At 63.8% G+C, this 18,524-nt stretch carries 21 protein-coding genes; 10 read left to right on the top strand and 11 right to left on the bottom strand.

Annotated features, from left to right (window positions below; genetic code table 11):
- Positions 1–17 precede the first annotated feature (17 nt).
- Complete coding sequence (locus ACJRW5_RS01035; RefSeq protein WP_484568681.1) at positions 18–455, top strand: excinuclease; 438 nt, start codon at positions 18–20, stop codon at positions 453–455.
- Between the two features lie 56 nt (positions 456–511).
- A complete protein-coding gene (locus ACJRW5_RS01030) occupies positions 512–1,102 on the top strand; it encodes an Sbal_3080 family lipoprotein (RefSeq protein WP_484568680.1) in 591 nt (196 codons plus the stop codon).
- A gap of 18 nt (positions 1,103–1,120) precedes the next feature.
- On the opposite strand, the gene ACJRW5_RS01025 is transcribed toward ACJRW5_RS01030, so the two are convergent.
- Complete coding sequence (locus ACJRW5_RS01025; protein WP_484568679.1) at positions 1,121–1,675, bottom strand: methyltransferase family protein; 555 nt, start codon at positions 1,673–1,675, stop codon at positions 1,121–1,123.
- Positions 1,676–1,748: 73 nt separating this feature from the next.
- On the opposite strand from ACJRW5_RS01025, the gene ACJRW5_RS01020 reads away from it, so the two are divergent.
- From ACJRW5_RS01020 to ACJRW5_RS00995, 6 genes are read left to right on the top strand one after another with little or no spacing between them, the layout of a single operon-like run.
- Positions 1,749–2,153, top strand: coding sequence for a beta-hydroxyacyl-ACP dehydratase (locus tag ACJRW5_RS01020; RefSeq protein WP_484568678.1), 405 nt, complete (start codon positions 1,749–1,751; stop codon positions 2,151–2,153).
- Positions 2,146–3,030 carry an ABC transporter ATP-binding protein gene (locus ACJRW5_RS01015; RefSeq protein ID WP_484568677.1) on the top strand — a complete coding sequence of 295 codons (885 nt, stop codon included), beginning with the start codon at positions 2,146–2,148 and terminating at the stop codon, positions 3,028–3,030. The genes ACJRW5_RS01020 and ACJRW5_RS01015 overlap by 8 nt, the downstream gene beginning before the upstream one ends.
- A complete protein-coding gene (locus tag ACJRW5_RS01010) occupies positions 3,027–4,217 on the top strand; it encodes an ABC transporter permease (RefSeq protein ID WP_484568676.1) in 1,191 nt (396 codons plus the stop codon). Before ACJRW5_RS01015 ends, ACJRW5_RS01010 begins: the two co-directional genes overlap by 4 nt.
- Positions 4,199–4,465: an acyl carrier protein gene (locus ACJRW5_RS01005; RefSeq protein WP_484568675.1), complete on the top strand. Its 267-nt coding sequence runs from the start codon at positions 4,199–4,201 to the stop codon at positions 4,463–4,465. Before ACJRW5_RS01010 ends, ACJRW5_RS01005 begins: the two co-directional genes overlap by 19 nt.
- Positions 4,462–5,571: a beta-ketoacyl synthase N-terminal-like domain-containing protein gene (locus tag ACJRW5_RS01000; RefSeq protein WP_484568674.1), complete on the top strand. Its 1,110-nt coding sequence runs from the start codon at positions 4,462–4,464 to the stop codon at positions 5,569–5,571. Before ACJRW5_RS01005 ends, ACJRW5_RS01000 begins: the two co-directional genes overlap by 4 nt.
- Positions 5,568–6,119, top strand: a complete 552-nt coding sequence (locus tag ACJRW5_RS00995) for a hypothetical protein (RefSeq protein WP_484568673.1) — start codon at positions 5,568–5,570, stop codon at positions 6,117–6,119. The genes ACJRW5_RS01000 and ACJRW5_RS00995 overlap by 4 nt, the downstream gene beginning before the upstream one ends.
- Here the strand turns inward: ACJRW5_RS00995 and darH are convergent.
- From darH to ACJRW5_RS00975, 4 genes are read right to left on the bottom strand one after another with little or no spacing between them, the layout of a single operon-like run.
- Positions 6,116–7,114 carry a BtrH-related acyltransferase DarH gene (darH, locus tag ACJRW5_RS00990; protein ID WP_484568672.1) on the bottom strand — a complete coding sequence of 333 codons (999 nt, stop codon included), beginning with the start codon at positions 7,112–7,114 and terminating at the stop codon, positions 6,116–6,118. The two genes, ACJRW5_RS00995 and darH, sit on opposite strands and share 4 nt — an antisense overlap.
- Positions 7,111–7,518: a DarG family dialkylresorcinol biosynthesis protein gene (locus ACJRW5_RS00985; RefSeq protein ID WP_484568671.1), complete on the bottom strand. Its 408-nt coding sequence runs from the start codon at positions 7,516–7,518 to the stop codon at positions 7,111–7,113. The genes darH and ACJRW5_RS00985 overlap by 4 nt, the downstream gene beginning before the upstream one ends.
- Positions 7,508–8,665 (bottom strand): beta-ketoacyl-ACP synthase III, encoded by a 1,158-nt coding sequence (locus ACJRW5_RS00980; RefSeq protein WP_484568670.1) that lies wholly within the window; start codon positions 8,663–8,665, stop codon positions 7,508–7,510. Before ACJRW5_RS00980 ends, ACJRW5_RS00985 begins: the two co-directional genes overlap by 11 nt.
- Before the next feature lie 19 nt (positions 8,666–8,684).
- Complete coding sequence (locus ACJRW5_RS00975; RefSeq protein ID WP_484568669.1) at positions 8,685–9,527, bottom strand: dialkylrecorsinol condensing enzyme; 843 nt, start codon at positions 9,525–9,527, stop codon at positions 8,685–8,687.
- A gap of 106 nt (positions 9,528–9,633) precedes the next feature.
- On the opposite strand from ACJRW5_RS00975, the gene ACJRW5_RS00970 reads away from it, so the two are divergent.
- Positions 9,634–10,071 carry a DUF2141 domain-containing protein gene (locus tag ACJRW5_RS00970; protein ID WP_484568668.1) on the top strand — a complete coding sequence of 146 codons (438 nt, stop codon included), beginning with the start codon at positions 9,634–9,636 and terminating at the stop codon, positions 10,069–10,071.
- 108 nt (positions 10,072–10,179) lie between these two features.
- Here ACJRW5_RS00970 and hemE read toward each other — a convergent pair whose 3' ends face one another.
- From hemE to ACJRW5_RS00945, 5 genes are all read right to left on the bottom strand, one after another.
- Complete coding sequence (hemE, locus tag ACJRW5_RS00965; RefSeq protein ID WP_484568667.1) at positions 10,180–11,247, bottom strand: uroporphyrinogen decarboxylase; 1,068 nt, start codon at positions 11,245–11,247, stop codon at positions 10,180–10,182.
- Between the two features lie 104 nt (positions 11,248–11,351).
- Positions 11,352–11,792 (bottom strand): cyanase, encoded by a 441-nt coding sequence (cynS, locus tag ACJRW5_RS00960; RefSeq protein ID WP_484568666.1) that lies wholly within the window; start codon positions 11,790–11,792, stop codon positions 11,352–11,354.
- A complete protein-coding gene (locus tag ACJRW5_RS00955; RefSeq protein ID WP_484568665.1) occupies positions 11,785–12,693 on the bottom strand; it encodes an ABC transporter ATP-binding protein in 909 nt (302 codons plus the stop codon). Before ACJRW5_RS00955 ends, cynS begins: the two co-directional genes overlap by 8 nt.
- 4 nt (positions 12,694–12,697) lie before the next feature.
- Entirely contained in the window at positions 12,698–13,534 is an 837-nt protein-coding gene (ntrB, locus tag ACJRW5_RS00950; RefSeq protein ID WP_484568664.1) for a nitrate ABC transporter permease, read from the bottom strand.
- The gene (locus ACJRW5_RS00945; RefSeq protein WP_484568663.1) at positions 13,534–14,901 is read right to left on the bottom strand and encodes a CmpA/NrtA family ABC transporter substrate-binding protein; all 1,368 of its coding nucleotides are present in this window, start codon (positions 14,899–14,901) and stop codon (positions 13,534–13,536) included. Before ACJRW5_RS00945 ends, ntrB begins: the two co-directional genes overlap by 1 nt.
- A 266-nt stretch (positions 14,902–15,167) precedes the next feature.
- Between ACJRW5_RS00945 and ACJRW5_RS00940 the strand changes: the two genes are divergently transcribed.
- A complete protein-coding gene (locus ACJRW5_RS00940) occupies positions 15,168–17,090 on the top strand; it encodes a sigma-54 interaction domain-containing protein (RefSeq protein WP_484568662.1) in 1,923 nt (640 codons plus the stop codon).
- Here ACJRW5_RS00940 and ACJRW5_RS00935 read toward each other — a convergent pair.
- Complete coding sequence (locus tag ACJRW5_RS00935) at positions 17,075–18,493, bottom strand: FAD-dependent oxidoreductase (protein ID WP_484568661.1); 1,419 nt, start codon at positions 18,491–18,493, stop codon at positions 17,075–17,077. The genes ACJRW5_RS00940 and ACJRW5_RS00935 overlap by 16 nt on opposite strands.
- Positions 18,494–18,524 lie beyond the last annotated feature (31 nt).

Below are 18,524 nucleotides of genomic sequence, written 5' to 3'. Positions count from 1 at the left end.
ACCAAGGAGAGAGTTTGATGAAACACAAGTACTGGATTGCCACCGCTTTCTGCGCCAGCCTGCTGCCCGGCCTCAGCCAGGCTCGTGATACCGCGCACTTCCTCGACTTCCAATCGGTGGTCAACGAGGCGACCCAGGCTGGCCGCCTGGACGGCTCGGTGAAGTTCTACCTGAACAAGACCCCGGCTGGCGCGCAGATCATCAACGCCAACGTCACCACCAGCCAGAAGACCAACGCCTTCAACAAGACTGACGAAGCGGCCTGCAGCTGGGTTCTGCAGTCGGCCCTGGTCAAGCTGCAGAACTCGGCCAAAGCTGCCGGTGCCAACGCCGTGGTCGACCTGGCCAGCAACTACAAGAACAAGGAATACCGTGACGACACCAAGTATGAGTGCCACGCCGGCGCAATCATGGCGGGTGTCGCACTGAAGGCCAAATACGCCAAGGTGAAGTAAACACCGCCCCCGTCAGGCCACCGCAACGGTGGCCTTTGTCCCTTCAAGGAAGACCCATGCTGCCCGCTCGTTCCTGCCTGCCAATGCTCACTGCCGCCATGCTGGTCGGCTGTACCGCCACGCAGGTCACACCTCTGCAAAACGCCGCAGATCAGATGTGCATCGAAGAAAACCCCAAGGTGCAGATCAGCGATTTCGTACCCGTGCTGCAGGAAGGTTTCGCCCGGCACGGTATCGAGACGCAGCTGTACGCCAAGATTCCCAGAGAGCAGTGCGCTTATGTGGTGACCTATACGGCCCGTCGCTCATGGGACATGGCCCCATATCTGTCGACTGCCGAAATCGTCATTCTCGGCCCCCGCCGGCAAACCCTGGCGAAGGCCAACTATCACCTGCGGGGCAAGGGTGGCTTGTCGCTGATGAAGTGGCAGGGCACCAAAAGCAAGATCGACCCGGTCATCGACGAGTTGCTGGCCGGCGCCCAACTGAGCGTCACAGCAACGGCTGCCAGCCAGACAGACGCCACCCACGCGCCGCACCAGAGCTTGGATGAACAGGTGCGTGAGCTGCAGAAGCAGAATCTCGGCTACGAGGACTATCAACGCGCCTATCGCCAGCTCCTGCTGGACAACCAGGGTGCTTACTGACGCCCGGCGACAGCCGGCTCAGAACACGAACGGCACGAACATGCGGCTGCGCTTCATGTAGTGACGATAATCGTCGCCAAAATAGGCCAGGCACTCGCGCTCCTCGAAACGCGCCGCGCACCACAGCAGCACGCTGGACAGCGCGGCCAGCAGCAGCATCAGCACGTCGATGCGTTTGAAGGCAATGCCCCAGGCCAGCAGCAGCAGCGAGCAGTACATCGGATGCCGGATATAGCGGAACACGCCACCGGTCACCAATCGGGACGTACGCTCGAAGGCGAACAGCTCGTCGTCCTGACGCTGTGCTCCGGCCCGGCCAAAGCGGCGCATCTGATAAACCCCGGCGAACAGCACCAGCAACGACAGGCTGAGTAGCACCCAGGCAATCTGCTGGTGCAGCTCACCCCGGTCACCGAACCAATGCTCCGCATTGAGCAGCAACATCACCAGCATCACTTCCCAGGCCAGGAAGCGATAGAAACCATGGCTACGCGGGTTACCCAACGTACGCCAGGATATTCCCACCAGCACCGCGCTGAGCATCACAAAAGCCACCAACTGCCACGTCGTCACCACGTCCTCCCTCTGCCCCCCGGGGCACCTCCCTCTGTTACACTGCCTCGCCCGTACGCCCTGACCCTTCGCCATGGATCGCACCCAACTGCACTCACTGCTGCCGCATCAGGGCGACGCGCTCTGGCTGGATGCGTTGATCGATCACGACACCGATGGCATTCGCGGCCTGAGCGGCTGGCATCATCTCGACAAGCTCGGCAAAGATGCCTCTCCCGACCTGCTGTTCGAGGCCGCCGCCCAGCTTTGCGCGGCACATGGTGCCCTATACGGCGAGAACGATGCCATCGAAATGGCCTTGGTCGGCAAACTTTCCCAACTACATCTGCACCCGGTCACACGCCGCGACGGGCCCCTGCTGGTAAGCGCCCGGCAGGAAGCCCTGAGCCCGGCCGGCGCGCTCTATGCCTTCGCCATCCACGCCGGCGAGCAACCTCTGATAGACGGCAAACTGCTGCTGGTGCTCGTGCATGCTTGAGTTGAATGACGTCAATTTTCGCTACCCCGGCGCGCAGCAACCGGCACTGCAGGGCATCGACCTGCAGCTGCAGGAAGGCCAGTGTCTGGGCCTGCTCGGCAGCAATGGTGCAGGCAAGACCACCCTGCTCGCCCTGCTCAGCGAAACCCTGGCCATGCAACACGGCAGCATTCGCTGGGAGGGCCCGCGCAGCCTGGGCCTGGTGCCACAACAATTGGCCTTCTACGCAGAGCTGACGGTAGCCGAGAACCTGGCGCTGTTCGCCGATCTCTATCGCCTGCAAGGCGCCCAGCGCCGCCAGCGTCTGGAGCTGTGCATCAGCAGCTGCGTGCTCGCAGACAAACTGTCACAGCGCGCCGGAAGGCTGTCCGGTGGCGAACAACGACGCCTGAACTTTGCCATCGGTCTGCTCCAGCCCGCACGCCTGTACCTGTTCGACGAAGCGACGGTCGGCGTCGACGCCGCCAGCCGGCAGTTGCTGCTCGATGCCGTTGCACGCCTCACCAGCGAAGGCCACGGCGTGATCTACACCAGCCACTACCTGGACGAAGTCGAGCGGATAGCCGGGCGCATCCTGCTGCTGCACGAGGGCCGTGTGCAGCTCGACGTGGACAAGCAGCAGTTGCTCGACGCCGGCCACAGCCTGCAGCTGGAATGGCCGCAACAGGTGCCGGAGGGTTTCAGCGCACTGCTCACGCAACTGCAGCTGCACGCCGAGCCCTTGCCTGGTGGAGTGCGCATCAACGAGATCGATGCCGCGCAACTGCAGGCCATCACCCAGTTCGTCTGCGCCCAGGCCACGCCCCCGAGCCTGCTGCGCTTCGGTCGCCCATCACTGGAGCAGCTCTATCTGAGCCTCAACGGAGGCCGGCTATGAAGCCCATGCTGGCACTGATCCGCAAGGAATACCTGCTGCTACTGCGCGACCCGCATGCGCTGGCGGTGCTGTTCATCATGCCGACCCTGTTTCTGCTACTGATGGCCGCAGCACTCTCCAACTACCTGAGTGACCAGCCGCCAGCGCTGGACCTGGTGCTCGAGAGCGAACGACACAGCGAGGCCAGCGACTTCTTCCGCCAAGCCCTGCAGGCGCAATTGCCGGGAAGCCAGGTGCTCGCCAGCAGCGACGAGGCGCTGCCGCGTATCATCCTCGCCGATAACTTCTCCGATACGCTGCTGGACATACCCCATGTTGGCCCCACGCTGACCTACCCCGCCCGCGTCGACAACCAGACCCGCCAGCGCCTGCGCGCCGCGCTGAACATTGCCCTGGCGCAGACCCGCCTGCTCGCCTTCCTCGAGGACAGCGGTGCGCTGTCTGAGGAGGCGAGCGCCGAGGAGCGCTGGCAACTGATCCAGCAGCGCACCCAGAGCCAGATCAGCGAAATGCAGCTGCTGGCCAGCGGTGAGCTCAGCGGCAAGGCCAACGCCAGCCAGCTGAGCGTGCCGGGCTGGTTGATCTTCGGCATGTTCTTCGTCGCGCTGCCCATGGCCGGAGGTTTCCAGCGCGAACAACAGAGCGGCGCCCTGCTGCGTTTCCGTGCCCTTGGGCTGAGCCCTACCGCCCTGGTAGTGAGCAAGCTGCTGCCTTATCTGAGCATCAACCTGGTGCAGTTCGTCCTGCTCCTGACGATCGGCGTCCACGCCTTGCCACTGCTCGGCCTCAGCGGGCTGGAGCTGCCCGGCTCCACGCTGGCCTATCTCTTGCTCGCGCTCAGTCTGAGCCTGGCCGCCTGCAGCCTGGGGCTGCTGCTGGCGGCATTGGCCCGCAGCGGCGAACAGGCATTGCTGCTCGGTGGCGGCATCAATATCATCCTCGCCGCTATCGGCGGCATCATGGTGCCCAAGAGCGTGATGCCCGAAGCCATGAGCCAACTGGCGCAAGTGTCGCCGATGAGCTGGGCACTGGACGCCTTCCTGACCCTGCTGGTGGGCCAGGGAACGCTTGCCGATATCGCGCCTGACTGTGCCCGCCTTCTGCTGTTCGCCCTGTTGCTGGGCAGCGTCGGGCTTTTTCTGTTTCGCAAACGAGTGCAGCAAACGCAATGGACCACACATTACTAGAACAAGAACTCAAGCAACTGCTGATCCGTGAATGCGACAAGGAAGACGACATCGACTGGCAGAGCATCGAGGATGACGAGCCCCTGTTCGGCCAGCAAAGCCGCATCGCCATGGACAGCCTCGACGCCCTGCAGGTATCGCTGGCCCTGCAACAGCACTACGGCGTACGTATTGAAGGGGCCAAGGATGGCCGCCGCATCCTGGGCAGCATCGCCAGCATCGCCGCCTTCATCAGGCAAAAGCAGTGACACCCATCTATCTGCAGCGCGGCGCCCTGCACAGTGCCCTGGGCCCTGACCTGCAGACTGCGAGCGGCGCCCTGCAGCGGGGCACGCGCCCTGTGCCATCGTCGTTCACCCTGCATGAGTTGCAGCAGCCGCGCGCCTACCTGCGGGCAAGCCCCGGTCTGGAAAACCTGGACCAGCGCTTCGATCGCCTGATCCGCGAAACACTGGGCAGCGACACGGGCGATCTGCGCGACTGCCTGCTGATCGTCGCCAGTACCAGCCTCGACATCAATGACCTGGAGGCCCAGGTCGCCGCGCGGGGTGGCTTTCGCAACGAGCACTCGACCTCACTCGACTTGCTGGCCGTGAAGCTGCAGCAGCGCTGGCGCTTCGCCGACGCCTTCACCCTGAATACCGCCTGCACCAGCGCCGCCAATGGCCTGCTGTACGGCGCCCGGATGCTCGCCGCCGGCTTGTACCGACGTGCGCTGGTGCTGGCATTCGAAACACCCAGTGCCATCGCCCAGCAAGGCTTCGGCGCGCTCGATCTGACCAGTCCCAGTGGCGACTATCGGCCATTCCACCCGGAACGCGACGGGCTGGTTCTCGGCGAAGCCTATGCCGCCGCCCTGCTGTCGTCGCAGCCCGGCGAAGCACCGCTGGCAAAACTGCTCGGCGGCTTCAGCGCCTGTGACACCAGCAACCTGACCACCACTCGCGAAGATGGCAGCCACATCGACTGGGTCATGCGCGAAGCCCTGCGCAGTGCCGGCATCGGTGCAGAGCAGATCGATCTGGTCAAACTGCACGGCACCGCTACCGGCGCCAATGACCGCGCCGAGAGCAACGGTGTACGCCTGCTGTTCGCTGAGCAACTGCCACCTCTGTGCGTGCTCAAACCCTGGCTCGGCCACACCCTGGGAGCCTGCGGCCTCAGCGAAACCCTGCTACTCATGAACACCCTCGCCCGCCTGCCCGGCCTGGACTACGCCGCCGAGGCCATGCTGCCCCTGGCCAGCGAACCGAGCTGCGTCAAGGCGGATGGCCTGCTGCTGGCCAATTTCTTCGGCTTTGGCGGCAACAATGCCAGTCTGGTGCTGCAAGGTTGCCCGGGAGGCATGCCATGAAAGCGGTGATCGCGGCCTGCAGCGTAAGCGGCGACGCCAGCTGCAGCGACAAGGAGCTGAAAGCGGCACTGGGTCAATGGCTACCGACGCCGCCACGGCGCATCGACCGCATGATTTTGCAGGCGCTGCTGTGCACGGCGCCGCTGAAGGCGCAGGTGCGCCCACGCTGCGGCCTGTATCTGGCGTCCCGCCATCCGGACCGCGCCACCATGGGGGCGCTGCTCGATGCCGTTTGCGTCCACCAGCGCCAGCCGAAACCCTTCGAGTTCGTCAACAGCGTGAGTAACGCAGCCGGCTTCCACGTCGCGGCGCAGTTGGGACTGGAAGGTCCGAACCTGTTCATCGGCGCAGGGCCTCGGGTCTGGTCGCAGCTGCAGGCACTGGCCGCTCTGGATCTGGCCGACGGCATGATCGACCAGGCGCTGCTGGCGGTCATCGATGAGAACGGCAGCTTCCAGGCCCACGCCGTGCTGATCGATGCAGCGACGGCGGCGCTGGACTTCGCCAGCCTCACAGCGGCTGTCGAAGTCCAAGTATTGCAGTTCTAGCGGCGCTTGGACCAGGCGCCCAGCTCTTTCATCAACAGCCGTTCCTGATCGGCAATCGCCCGCAATCTCTTGGCGATCGGCCGGAAATCCGGCACTTCCCCCTTGCTGCGGCTGGCGCGCACGCACGCCGAGGCGAACTGGCGCCAGTCATCGCCCACCGCGGTCAGACGCTCCGAAGCCTCCAGCAGGTTGTTGTCGGCGATCTTCTCCCCCGCTTCCTGCAGGAAGCTGGCGTACATGAAGCGAAAGCCGGCGCCACCGGTGCCTATCTCTTCCTGCATGCGCACGATGTGGGTGAGGTACAGGCGGTTGTACTTGGTCTGCGCGGGGTCGAGTTTCTCGACGCACCTGGCCAGGTGCTGAATGCCGCGAATACCGATCCACGGCAACGGCATGCCATCGAGGATACGTGAGGTGGAGAGCACGCTCTGCCGGATCAGGCGTTCCCAGTCCTGTTCCTGCGGCACGTCGTCGAGGTAATACATCAACCCTTTGGCCGCCAGCGCGCCCTTGGCGAAACGCGCCTTCTGCAGGTCGGCACTGGCGCAACGCACGGGCTCTTCGAAAACCGGATCGCTAAGCAGGTAATCATCGCCCTCACGCCCGTATGCCAGCAGGTTGTGGGCGTTGAAGTGAAAACGCATTTCCGGCGGGAAATACGGCAGCCAGAACACCGAACTCTGCAGACCGGCCAGACGGCCGCTGTCGAGTGCCGCGTCCAGCGCTATCCGCCCCTGCTCGGGGTTGGCGAAGGTGCGGCTGGTCAGCTTCACGCCCAGACGCTTGCTCAGGGTCTTGATCAGGTGTCGCGGCGGCATACGATAGGCAATCAACGGCATGCCACCGAGCTTGACGATCGGCAGGTAGGCAAAGGCCAGGCCGGAGGCCAGACCAAATGCCATCGGCTCGCTCATCGGCAGGCCGGCATGGGTCAGCAGGCTGGCCATCACGCCACTCTCGCAGTGGGCACTCTGGCGGTGCTGGAAGGCAGTCATGACAACTCTCTCTGGTAGCGACGCAGCTCGTCGACGGTCAGGCCGAAAGCCTCGGCGTAGCGCGCCAGCACAGAGGTGCTCAGGCGACGATAGATGTGCGGGCGGAAATGACGGCGCACCCGCCATTGCCACAACCCGGTGATCTGAGCCAGTGCCGGCTCATCCATGCGATAGCGATACATCAGGCATTTCAGTGGCGACAGTTCGCCGCGCTGCCAGCCCGCCAGGGCCTCGGCCTCCTGAGCCTCGAGCTCGGCGACCGCCAGCTGAGTAGCGTAAGCCTCCGGCTCCCAGCCGTCGCTCTGCGCGCGCTGATAATGCCCGCTGTCATCCACGGCATAAACCAGCTTGCTGTGGCCACCGTAAGTGGAGCTGTGATCCTGGGGAACTTCGTCAAGCTTCATCGCCGACCACCGTCAGATGCATGAACGCACTGGAAAAACGCCCGCTTTCAGGCACGTAGCAGAGCAATCGCTGACCACTGCGCAAACGCCCACCGTTGAACAGTTCTTCGAGGATGATGAAGATCGAGGCCGCGCCAGTGTTGCCTTTGCTGGTCAGGTTGGTGAACCAGCGCGCCTGCGGAATCGGCAGATCGACATTGGCCAGACCAGCGGCCAGCGGCTCGCGGAAGAACGCCGAGGAGTAATGCGGCAGGAACCAGTCGATATCCGCCACGCGCAGCTCGCGGCGCGCCATGATACGCTTGAGCGCTTCTTCCACGGTGTACTTGACGATGTTTTCGTTGAGCAGTTTGACGTTCTGCTTGATCGCCATGATCGACTGCTTCGCGCGCGCCTCGGCCTCGTAGCGGCTCCAGCCACGCAAGCGGCCGTCTTCCATATCGGCGCCGGCATACATGCAGGCTGGCATCTGATCGGCGAAGGAGTAGATGTCCAACCAGTCGATGCACAGACTCAGCCCAGCCGTGTTCGGCTGGCGCTGCAGCAGCACCGCGCCGGCGCCGTCGGAAAGCATCCAGCGCAGAAAGTCTTTCTCGAAGGCGATTTCCGGATGATTTTCCAGCTCCTCGACGCGGCTCTCGTACTCGGCGTTGAAATTGCGCGCCTGCATCAGCGTCGAGGCCACCTCCGAGCCACAGGCCACGGCGTTGCGGCTCTCACCGCTGGCCACGCTCATCCAGGCGTATTTCAACGCGGTCATGCCGCACAGGCAGATACCGGCGGTGGTCGCCACCTCGCAGGACGGATTACCCAGCTCGCCATGCACCATCACCGCATGCCCCGGCATGACCTGATCAGGCGATGAAGTGCTGGCCACCAGGCAATCCAGTTGGTCGAGCTCGAAGCCTTCGCCCTGCAGGCCACGAATGGCCTCGGCGCTGAGCTGGGCATTGCTCATGCCCGGCTCGCCTGTCAGCGGGTCGATCACATAATGACGCTGCTGGATGCCGTTGCGCCGCAGCACCAGCTTGCGCGCGCGTGAGGGCTTGCCACCGACCATGCCGAGGCGCGCTTCCATCTGCTCGTTGTCCACGGGGTCGTGCGGCAGGTAGGCGCTGATGCGATTGATGAATACGGGGTGAGCCACTGCAATACCTCAGGTCACGTCACTCGCCGGACGGGCCGGCAAAGTAGGCCTTCTCGCGCTGGATGCGCGCCTTGAACAGCGGCGCCAGCAACTTCTTCAACAGCGCCGTGACCGGCACCACGGTGACAATCAGGCAAATCAGAAAGACGATATACACCACCAGGCCGACGCCACGGCGGCGACTCTGCTGCGGACCGAGCGCAGACAGCAGACGACTCCACAGGGTAAAGCTGCGATTGCCGACCTTCTCGCTGGCGATCAGCTTCTCGTCCACCTTCACCGCCCCCAGGCCGCTGAGCATGGGCTGCTCGACCGGCAGATCATTGTGCTGCAGGCGCTGGGCAATGGCCTCGCCAAAGCGACTGGCCGCGACTATCTCAGCCTCGTCGATACCCGCACGCGGCACCCACGAATAGGGTTTCTGCCGGCCGGTGAACATCCACAAGGGCGTGGCCAGAAAACTCGCGGCGGTACCGCAGGCATCGGTCAGCACCACGTTATCCACCAGGCGCGCGCCGAGCGCCTGCAGACGCGCTTTGACCTTCTCCTGCGCCATCAGCCACATGTTGCGGCAGCCAACGAGAGTGACCACCGGCGTGTCCTGGAGCAGACGTGCGGCCTCGGGCGAGGCGAGAAAGCTGGTGCAGGGTAGCGACGGTGAGAGGAACCACACCTGATAGGCCAGGATCACCAGGTCGTAGCGTTTGTCGGCGTCCACGTCCAGCGGCAGCAACGGCTGCGGCTTCATCAGCACGGTTTCCGGGAAGATGCGAAAGAAACCGAGAAACGGCCAGGGAAAGGGGAACGGCTGCGCGGGCTGCAGTGCCAGATAATCGACTTCAATATCGTTACACTTGTGCAAAGGTGCGCAGACCGATTGCACCAACCGATTCAGCTGGCCAGTCTGTGAGAAGTGAACGACTAAAACCTGACGCATCCCAGCGCATTCCCTGCAAAATGGGCGGATTATGCCACAGAGAACTCATCAAATCGTAACCAAACTATGCGCACTGCTTCTCCTGTTCGTCGCCTTTTCCGCCTCGGCAGGCGACCTGCTGATTTGCGTCAGCGGCCTGCAGGACAGCGACGCAGAGCTGTACGTGGCACTGGTACCCGCCGAGCAGAAGGACTGGCAACCGGCGCTGCGCGAGCTGCGTGGCAAGGGTGAGCAACTGCGCCTGCCGGACGTGCCGCCCGGGCAGTACGCCATCCAGCTGTTTCAGGACACTGACGGTGACGGCAAGCTGGCCCTGAGCCCGCGAGGCATACCACGCGAGCCGGTGGCATTCTCCGGCAACCCATCGCTGTTTACCGGTAAACCGAGCCCGCGCAAGAGCCGCTTCGAGCATGGCGAAGAGGACACGCAGCTTGAGTTGAAACTGCACAATCCCAGAAACAAGCCCTGAGATCCAGTTGCCGAGCGCCAGCTCGCGGGGTGGAGGACGCTTGCCGGGCGGCCATCGGTGAGCGCAAGGGTGGATGAAAGCGTCATCCACCCTACGGCTGCATTGAACCTAGCGGTGGTACTGCGCCGACAGCTCGTGCACCGCCTCGAAGAAGGCGCCGGCGTTGGCCGGGTCGACTTCCGGGGTGATGCCATGGCCGAGATTGAACACGTGGCCACTGCCGGCGCCGTAGGCCGCCAGGATGCGCGCCACTTCGGCGCGGATCGCCTCCGGCTTGGCGTAGAGCACCGCCGGGTCCATGTTGCCCTGCAGCGCCACCTTGGCGCCGACACGGGCGCGGGCGCTGCCGATGTCACAGGTCCAGTCCAGGCCCAGGGCTTCGGCGCCGCTGTCAGCCATGGATTCCAGCCACAGACCGCCGCCCTTGGTGAACAGGATCACCGGCACCTGGCGCCCGTCATGCTCGCGGATCAGCCCATCGATGATCTTCTTCATGTAGGCCAGGGAGAATTCCTGATAGGCCGCTGCCGACAGCGCACCGCCCCAGGAATCGAAGATCTGCACCGCCTGCGCACCGGCCAGAATCTGCCCGTTGAGGTAAGCCGTGACCGACTGCGCCAGCTTGTCCAGCAGCGCGTGCATGGCCTGCGGGTTGTCGTAGAGCATGGCTTTGGTCTTGCGAAAGTCCTTGCTCGAGCCGCCCTCGACCATGTAGGTCGCCAGCGTCCACGGGCTGCCGGAGAAGCCGATCAGCGGTACCCGGCCGTTAAGCTCGCGGCGAATGGTGCGCACGGCGTCCATCACGTAGCCCAGATCCTTCTCGGCATCAGTCACCGGCAGCGCTTCGATGTCAGCCATGCTGCTGACCACTTTCTTGAAGCGCGGGCCTTCGCCGGTTTCGAAGTACAGGCCCTGGCCCATGGCATCGGGGATGGTGAGGATGTCGGAGAAGAGGATCGCCGCGTCCAGCTGCGGGTAGCGGTCCAGCGGCTGGATGGTCACTTCACAGGCCAGCTCCGGGTTCTTCATCAGGTTCACGAAGTTGCCGGCCTGGGCCCGGGTCGCGCGGTACTCCGGCAGATAGCGACCGGCCTGGCGCATCATCCAGATCGGCGTGACATCCACGGGTTGCTTGAGCAGGGCACGAAGGAAACGGTCGTTTTTCAGGGCGGTCATGGTGGCATCCGGCGAAAAAAGTGCGGGCATTTTCGCAGAGCGCAAAACAAAAGGCACGGCGGGTGCCGTGCCTTTTGTCCATCGCGACGATATGCCGCGACGATTTACCAGCTGCGATAGGGCAGGAATTTGCCGTTGAGGACGATCTGCACGCGGTCGCCCTTGGGGTCGGCGACACGGGAAATGTCCATGCTGAAGTCGATGGCGCTCATGATGCCGTCGCCGAATTCCTCATGAATCAGTTCCTTGATGGTCTCACCGTAGACATTGATCATTTCGTAGAAGCGATAGATCAGCGGGTCGGTGGGGATGGTCTTGTCCCAGTGCTTGTGCGGGAACTTCTGCAGCGCAGCGGAGACGTCCTCCGACAGTTCCAGCGTCTCGCACAGGGCGTCGGCGTTCTCCTTGGGCATGCTGTTCATGCCCAGGCAGGCCGAGGTGGTCCACACCGGCGACATGCCGATGCCCTTGCCGATTTCCGCCCAGTCCAGGCCGAGGCGTTCCTTGGCGGCGATGATGGTGCTGCGCATTTCTTGCTTATCCATGGTGAAGCTCCTTCACAGAGGTCAGGGGTACGACCCTGGCGGCGCCGCTTGGCTCGTCCAGGGCAGGGTTGATTTCCGGCGGGAAGCCGTGCTCGTCGCTCAGGGTGCGCCCGCGCAACTCGTGCGAGCGGTTCACCAGGAAGTCCACGAGGTGATTGCGAATGCGGTAATAGCCCGGGTGGTGAATCACCTGGTCACGCTGGCGCGGGCGCGGCAGGTCGATGCGCACCGACTCGGCGATGCGCGCCCGCGGGCCGTTGGTCATCAGCAGGATGCGGTCAGAGAGCAGGATCGCCTCGTCGACATCGTGGGTGATCATGAACACCGTCTGTTTGGTGGCGCTCCAGATCTTGATCAGCTCGTCCTGAATCACCCCACGGGTCAGGGCATCCAGCGCGCCGAACGGCTCGTCGAGCAGCAGCAATTGCGGCTGAGTGGCGAAGGCTCGGGCGATGCTCACGCGCTGACGCATACCGCCGGACAACTGCGCCGGCTTGCGCGACTCGGAGCCGCCCAGGCCGACCATCTCCAGGTACTTACGGCTGTGCGCGCGGCGCTGCTCCTTGGACCACTGCGGGAAGCGCGCACGCACGCCGAACTCGACGTTCTCCAGCGCACTGAGCCAGGGCAACAGGCTGTAGTTCTGGAACACCACACCGCGCTCCAGGCTCGGCCCGGCGACTTCCTTGCCGGCCATCTCCAGGGTGCCCTCGCTGAAGCTGTCGAGCCCGGCCAGAGCGTTGAGGATGGTCGACTTGCCACAGCCGGAGTGGCCGATGATGCAGACGAACTCGCCCTGTTCGAGGCCGAAGCTGACCTCTTCGAATACCGTCAGCGGCTCCGCGCCGGGTTGCGGGAAGCGCTTGGCCAGGCGCCGCGCATCGAGAAAATAACGGGACATGACATCACTCCTGATAGCTGACGAGACGGGCGATGCTGCCCAGCAGAAGATCGAGCAGCATGCCCACCACGCCGATCATCAGGATCGAGAAGATCACGCTGGACAGGTCCAGGTTGTTCCACTCGTTCCACACGTAGTAACCAATGCCGGTACCGCCCACGAGCATTTCGGCGGCGACGATCACCAGCCAGGCGATGCCCACGGAGATGCGCATGCCGGTGAGGATGGTCGGCATCGCAGCCGGCAGGATGACGCTGAACGCCGTGCGCAGCGGGCCGAGCTCATGGGTACGGGCGACGTTGATCCAGTCGCGGCGCACGCCGGCCACGCCGAAGGCGGTATTGAGCAGCATCGGCCAGACCGAGCAGATGAAGATCACGAAGATCGCCGAGGTCTGCGAATCCTTGATCACGAACAGCGCCAGCGGCATCCAGGCCAGCGGCGAGATCGGTCGCAGCACCTGGATGAAGGGGTTGAGCGCGCGGTACATCAGCGGCGACATGCCGATGACGAAGCCGATCGGAATCGCCACCAGCGCCGCCAGCAGGTAGCCGGCCAGCACGCGGTACAGCGAATGCCCGAGCTGAATGCCAATGCCCTTGTCATTGGGCCCGTTGTCATAGAACGGCTGGCTCAGCTCGTTATAGGCATGCGCCAGCACCACCGAAGGTGGCGGCACGCTGGCACGCTGCTCGGCTTCGCCCATGAGCAGGGCGTACTCGTCATCGGCGGCCACCTCGCTGCTCGGCGGCACGCGGCACAGCGCCTCCCACACGCCGAGCAGCAGCACCAGCAGAAGGATCGAGATGATCGCCGAACGCAGCGGCAGCGAAGCTTTCATCACGACCTCCGCAAGGCGAAACTGGACAAGTAGCCCTCGGGGTCGGCCGGATCGAACGGCTTGCCCATCACGCTAAAGGACTTGTAGGCGTCGCCTGGCACCGGCAGACCGAGGTCTTGCATGACCTTGCCAGCGTCGGCGGCGAGGAACACCCGCTCGGCGATAGTGCGGTAGTCGACGTCGCCTTCCAGATAACCCCAGCGCTTCATCTGGGTGAGGATCCACACCGCCATCGACTGCCAGGGGAAGGGGTCGAAGTCGATCCGCTCAGGCTCGTCGTGAATTTTGCCCAGACCATCGGCGTAGCGCCCGCTGAGCACCTGCTGCACCACCGCGACCGGCTGGTTGAGGTAGTTCTTGGTGGAGATCGCCTCGGCCACCGCCTTGCGGTTTTCCGCCTTGGAGGAGTACTGCGTGGCGTCGACCAAGGCGTGCAGCAGCGCGCCGTAGGTGTTGGGATTCTCGCTGGCGAACTGCTGGCTACAGGCGAAGGCGCAGCACGGGTGGCCCGGCCACAGGTCCTTGGTCAACAGGTGGATGAAGCCGACCTTCTCCCACACTGCGCGCTGGTTGAACGGGTCCGGCGAGAGGAAGCCGTCGAGGTTGCCGGCACGCAGGTTGGCGACCATCTCCGGTGGCGGTACGACGCGAATCTGGATGTCGCGATCCGGGTCCAGGCCGTGCTCGGCGACGTAATAGCGCAGCAGGAAGTTGTGCATCGAATACTCGAACGGCACGCCGAAACGCATGCCCTTCCACAGCTTCGGATCACGCTTGTCCTGATGCTGCATGCCCAGCACGATGGCCTGGCCATTGATGTTCTCCAGCGCCGGCATGACGAACGGCGTTTGCGTCGAGCCCAGGCCCAGGCTGATGGCCAGCGGCATCGGCGAGAGCATGTGCGAGGCGTCATATTCACCAGCCAGCGACTTGTCGCGCGCCACCGCCCAGCCGGCGGTCTTCACCGTTTCCACCTCCAGGCCGTACTTGGAGTAGAACCCCATGGGGTCGGCCATGATGATCGGCGTGGCGCAGGTGATGGGTACGAAGCCGATCTTCAGCTTCTTCTTCTCCAGCGGGCCGAGGCTGTCCTTGACCGCAGCCTTGACCGCATCGAGGGGAATCATGCTGCCGAGGATCGCCGCCGCCATCCCACCACCGATCATGCCCATGAAGCTGCGGCGGGAGAAATCGTTGTGGCCGAACACACCACGAACGATGGCACTCTCCACGGCGCGATCGAGCATGTCCTCGCTGCTCGCCGGCAGCGCCGCTGCACTCGGCGCGCAGCGCTGGCAATCGCAACCCGTGGTATGGGCTAACTCGCTATCGGGGCTGAACGGATCGTCCAGGCTGTTGACACTCATCGTGGCGTCTCCTGCTGCGGCATGCCCCAAATTGGTGAGGCTGGCGCTGAGTGAAAGGGGCCGTTGCCGGCCGGTTCACCCTGGCTATTGCAGGAGCTGTACCAACTGAAAAATAAACTCAAGCCATTGATAAATATGACTTTTTAAAATAACCAAGAATGACGATATCTCGTGATAAACGAGATATCGTCATTACGAAAAACGAAAAGCCGTCAAATGGCACGCCGCTTGATAGCTCCTGTTCAGCTCATCCTGCGGAGCACACCATGCCCGACTCACAGACTGCCAGCCGCTTGCTGCTGGAACACATGCGCAGCGCCAGCCTGCTCATCGACCCTGCCAGTGACCGCATCCTGCACGCCAACCCGGCCTGCTGCGCCTTGCTCGACTGCAGCCAGACAGTCTTGCTCGCGCAACGCGCCAGCCGCCTCTGGGCCCATGACCTTGGCGCACTGGTGAGTTTTACCGAGGAGGTTCAGGCACGCGGCCATGCCTGGCGCGACAACCTCGGCCTATTGCGCCTGGACGGCGGCTACCTGGAAGTGGAGATCAGCGGCAGCCACCTGCTGCATGACGGCGCCGCCCTGCTCGGCCTGCTGATTCAGGAACGCCGCCCACTCGATGCCCTGCGCGGGCTGGCCGAGGCTGAGCGCTATCAGCGTCAGGGGCTGCTGGAGTGGCAAGGGGTCGAGCGCATCTTCCGCCAGTTCGAACGGCAGAATCAGCTGATCCTCGGCGCCGCTGGCGAGGGCATCTACGGGGTCAATCGCAATGGCGAGACCACCTTCGTCAACCCGGCTGCCGAGCGCATTCTCGGCTGGCGCGCCGAGGACCTGATCGGCCACAGCATTCACCAGCTGATCCATCACCATCATCCCGACGGTAGCGCCTACGACGGCCACACCTGCCCCATCTACGCCGCCTTCAACGACGGCGAGGTGCATCAGGTGGCGGACGAAGTGTTCTGGAACAAGGACGGCAACCCCATCCCCGTGGAGTACACCAGCACGCCGCTGCGCGACGACGGCGAGCTGGTCGGCGCCGTGGTGGTGTTTCGCGACATCAGCGAGCGCCTGGAAACCGAACGACGCCTGCGCCAGGCGTTAAACGAAGTGCAGCAGCTCAAGCAGCGCCTGGAACTGGAAAACGCCTACCTGCAGGAGGAAATTCGCGGCGAGTACGCCCAGCACAACCTGGTCGGCCGCAGCGCTGCGATGCAGCAGGTAATCCACCAGATCGAACTGGTCGCCCCGACCGGCGCCAACGTGCTGATCACTGGCGAGTCCGGCACCGGCAAGGAGCTGATCGCCCGCGCCATTCACGACAACAGCGGGCGCAGCCAGCGCCCGCTGATCCGCGTCAACTGCGCTGCGGTGCCGCGCGAGCTGTTCGAGAGCGAGTTCTTCGGCCATATCCGCGGCGCCTTCACCGGCGCACTGAACGACCGCGTCGGCCGCTTCGAACTGGCCGATGGCGGCACGCTGTTTCTCGATGAGGTCGGCGAGATTCCCCTGGAGCTGCAGAGCAAGCTGCTGCGCGTGCTACAGGAGCAGCAGCTGGAGCGCGTCGGCGACACCCGCACACGCCAGGTGGACGTGCGGGTGATCGCCGCCACCAACCGTGACCTACGTCAGGAAGTGCGCGCCGGGCGCTTCCGCGAAGACCTGTATTTTCGCCTCAACGTATTCCCCATCGAGTCGGCGCCACTGCGTCAGCGCGCCGAAGACATCCCGCCGCTGGCCCAGCATTTTCTCAGCCGCGTTTGCCGCCAGTTGAACCGCCCGGAACCCAGCCTGCGCCTGGCCGATATCCAGCGCCTGCAGGGCTATTCCTGGCCCGGCAACATTCGTGAACTGGAGAACCTGATCGAACGTGCGGTGATCATTTCACCGGGCAGTCGCCTGCGTCTGGACCTGCCGAATGACGCACCGGCAGAACAGCTGACGCCTGCGCCTCAGGAACAGGAAGCGCGCATTCTCACTCAGGGTGAGCAGCGCAGACAGATGCGCGAAAACCTGATCGCGGCGCTCAGCGCCTGTGCCGGCAGGATATCGGGCAAAGATGGCGCGGCGCGGTTGCTGGAGCTCAAGCCCACCACACTGCGCTCGCGCCTGGAGAGTTTCGCCATCGACCCGCGCGACTACCGGGTGCAGTCGCGCCGGTCGCAGGCGAATCAGACGCCGAGGTAGTCGAGGATGCCTTCGGCGGCGTTACGACCTTCGAAGATCGCCGTCACCACCAGGTCGGAACCACGCACCATGTCGCCACCGGCGAAGATTTTCGGGTTGCTGGTCTGGTGCTTGAACTGGCTCTGCTCAGGCGCGACGACGCGACCCTGACTGTCGGTCTGGATCTCGAACTGCTCGAACCACGGCGCCGGGCTCGGGCGGAAGCCGAAAGCGATCAGCACGGCTTCCGCCGGGATGACCTCTTCGGAGCCCGGAATCGGCTCGGGGCTGCGGCGGCCACGGGCATCCGGCTCGCCGAGACGGGTCTCGACCACCTTGATGCCTTCCACCTTGCCTTCACCGACGATGGCGATGGGCTGGCGGTTGAAGAGGAACTTCACACCCTCTTCCTTGGCGTTCTTCACTTCCTTGCGCGAACCCGGCATGTTCTCTTCGTCACGGCGGTAGGCGCAGGTAACGGCCTTGGCGCCCTGACGGATCGAGGTGCGGTTGCAGTCCATCGCGGTGTCACCACCGCCGAGCACCACGACGCGCTTGCCCTTCATGTCGATGAAGTCTTCCGGCGTTTTCTCGAAACCGAGGTTGCGGTTGACGTTGGCGATGAGGAAATCCAGGGCGTCGTAGACGCCCGGCAGGTCCTCACCGGGGAAGCCGCCCTTCATGTAGGTGTAGGTGCCCATGCCCATGAACACGGCATCGTACTCATCCAGCAGTTGCTGCATGGTCACGTCCTTGCCGATCTCGGTGTTCAGGCGGAACTCGATACCCATGCCGGTGAAGACTTCACGGCGGCGGCTGAGCACGGTTTTTTCCAGCTTGAACTCGGGGATACCGAAGGTCAGCAGGCCACCGATTTCCGGGTTCTTGTCGAACACCACCGGGGTCACACCGTTGCGCACCAGCACGTCAGCGCAGCCCAGGCCGGCCGGGCCGGCGCCGATCACGGCAACACGCTTGCCGGTCGGCACGACCCGCGACATGTCCGGACGCCAGCCCATGGCGAAGGCGGTGTCGGTGATGTACTTCTCCACCGAGCCGATGGTCACCGCGCCGAAGCCGTCGTTGAGGGTGCAAGCGCCCTCGCACAGACGGTCCTGCGGGCACACCCGGCCGCACACTTCCGGCAGGGTGTTGGTCTGGTGGCTCAGCTCGGCGGCGGCGAGGATGTTGCCTTCCGAGACCAGCTTGAGCCAGTTCGGAATGAAGTTGTGCACCGGGCACTTCCACTCGCAATACGGGTTGCCGCAGCCCAGGCAGCGATGCGCCTGGTCAGAAGCCTGCGCCGGCTTGAAGTTGTCGTAGATCTCGACGAATTCCTTCTTGCGCTGACGCAGCAGTTTCTTCTTCGGGTCTTTGCGCCCGACTTCGATGAACTGGAAGTCGTTGTTCAGACGTTCAGTCATTGCATTACCTCATCAAACCACTTCAGGCGCA

The sequence above is a fragment of the Pseudomonas pichavaramensis genome, from assembly GCF_050473265.1.
Classification (GTDB): domain Bacteria; phylum Pseudomonadota; class Gammaproteobacteria; order Pseudomonadales; family Pseudomonadaceae; genus Aquipseudomonas.
Note: the sequence above shows the minus strand (reverse complement) of the source record. Positions and strands in the feature narration are given on the sequence as shown.

What these genes read in the sequence shown, in the direction of transcription:
- ACJRW5_RS01035 (WP_484568681.1), top strand. Translation starts at nt 18, where the DNA reads ATGAAACACAAGTACTGGATTGCCACCGCTTTCTGCGCCAGCCTGCTG.
- ACJRW5_RS01030 (WP_484568680.1), top strand. Translation starts at nt 512, where the DNA reads ATGCTGCCCGCTCGTTCCTGCCTGCCAATGCTCACTGCCGCCATGCTG.
- ACJRW5_RS01020 (WP_484568678.1), top strand. Translation starts at nt 1,749, where the DNA reads ATGGATCGCACCCAACTGCACTCACTGCTGCCGCATCAGGGCGACGCG.
- ACJRW5_RS01015 (WP_484568677.1), top strand. Translation starts at nt 2,146, where the DNA reads ATGCTTGAGTTGAATGACGTCAATTTTCGCTACCCCGGCGCGCAGCAA.
- ACJRW5_RS01010 (WP_484568676.1), top strand. Translation starts at nt 3,027, where the DNA reads ATGAAGCCCATGCTGGCACTGATCCGCAAGGAATACCTGCTGCTACTG.
- ACJRW5_RS01005 (WP_484568675.1), top strand. Translation starts at nt 4,199, where the DNA reads ATGGACCACACATTACTAGAACAAGAACTCAAGCAACTGCTGATCCGT.
- ACJRW5_RS00995 (WP_484568673.1), top strand. Translation starts at nt 5,568, where the DNA reads ATGAAAGCGGTGATCGCGGCCTGCAGCGTAAGCGGCGACGCCAGCTGC.
- darH (WP_484568672.1), bottom strand. Translation starts at nt 7,114, where the DNA reads ATGACTGCCTTCCAGCACCGCCAGAGTGCCCACTGCGAGAGTGGCGTG.
- ACJRW5_RS00985 (WP_484568671.1), bottom strand. Translation starts at nt 7,518, where the DNA reads ATGAAGCTTGACGAAGTTCCCCAGGATCACAGCTCCACTTACGGTGGC.
- ACJRW5_RS00970 (WP_484568668.1), top strand. Translation starts at nt 9,634, where the DNA reads ATGCCACAGAGAACTCATCAAATCGTAACCAAACTATGCGCACTGCTT.
- hemE (WP_484568667.1), bottom strand. Translation starts at nt 11,247, where the DNA reads ATGACCGCCCTGAAAAACGACCGTTTCCTTCGTGCCCTGCTCAAGCAA.
- cynS (WP_484568666.1), bottom strand. Translation starts at nt 11,792, where the DNA reads ATGGATAAGCAAGAAATGCGCAGCACCATCATCGCCGCCAAGGAACGC.
- ACJRW5_RS00955 (WP_484568665.1), bottom strand. Translation starts at nt 12,693, where the DNA reads ATGTCCCGTTATTTTCTCGATGCGCGGCGCCTGGCCAAGCGCTTCCCG.
- ntrB (WP_484568664.1), bottom strand. Translation starts at nt 13,534, where the DNA reads ATGAAAGCTTCGCTGCCGCTGCGTTCGGCGATCATCTCGATCCTTCTG.
- ACJRW5_RS00945 (WP_484568663.1), bottom strand. Translation starts at nt 14,901, where the DNA reads ATGAGTGTCAACAGCCTGGACGATCCGTTCAGCCCCGATAGCGAGTTA.
- ACJRW5_RS00940 (WP_484568662.1), top strand. Translation starts at nt 15,168, where the DNA reads ATGCCCGACTCACAGACTGCCAGCCGCTTGCTGCTGGAACACATGCGC.
- ACJRW5_RS00935 (WP_484568661.1), bottom strand. Translation starts at nt 18,493, where the DNA reads ATGACTGAACGTCTGAACAACGACTTCCAGTTCATCGAAGTCGGGCGC.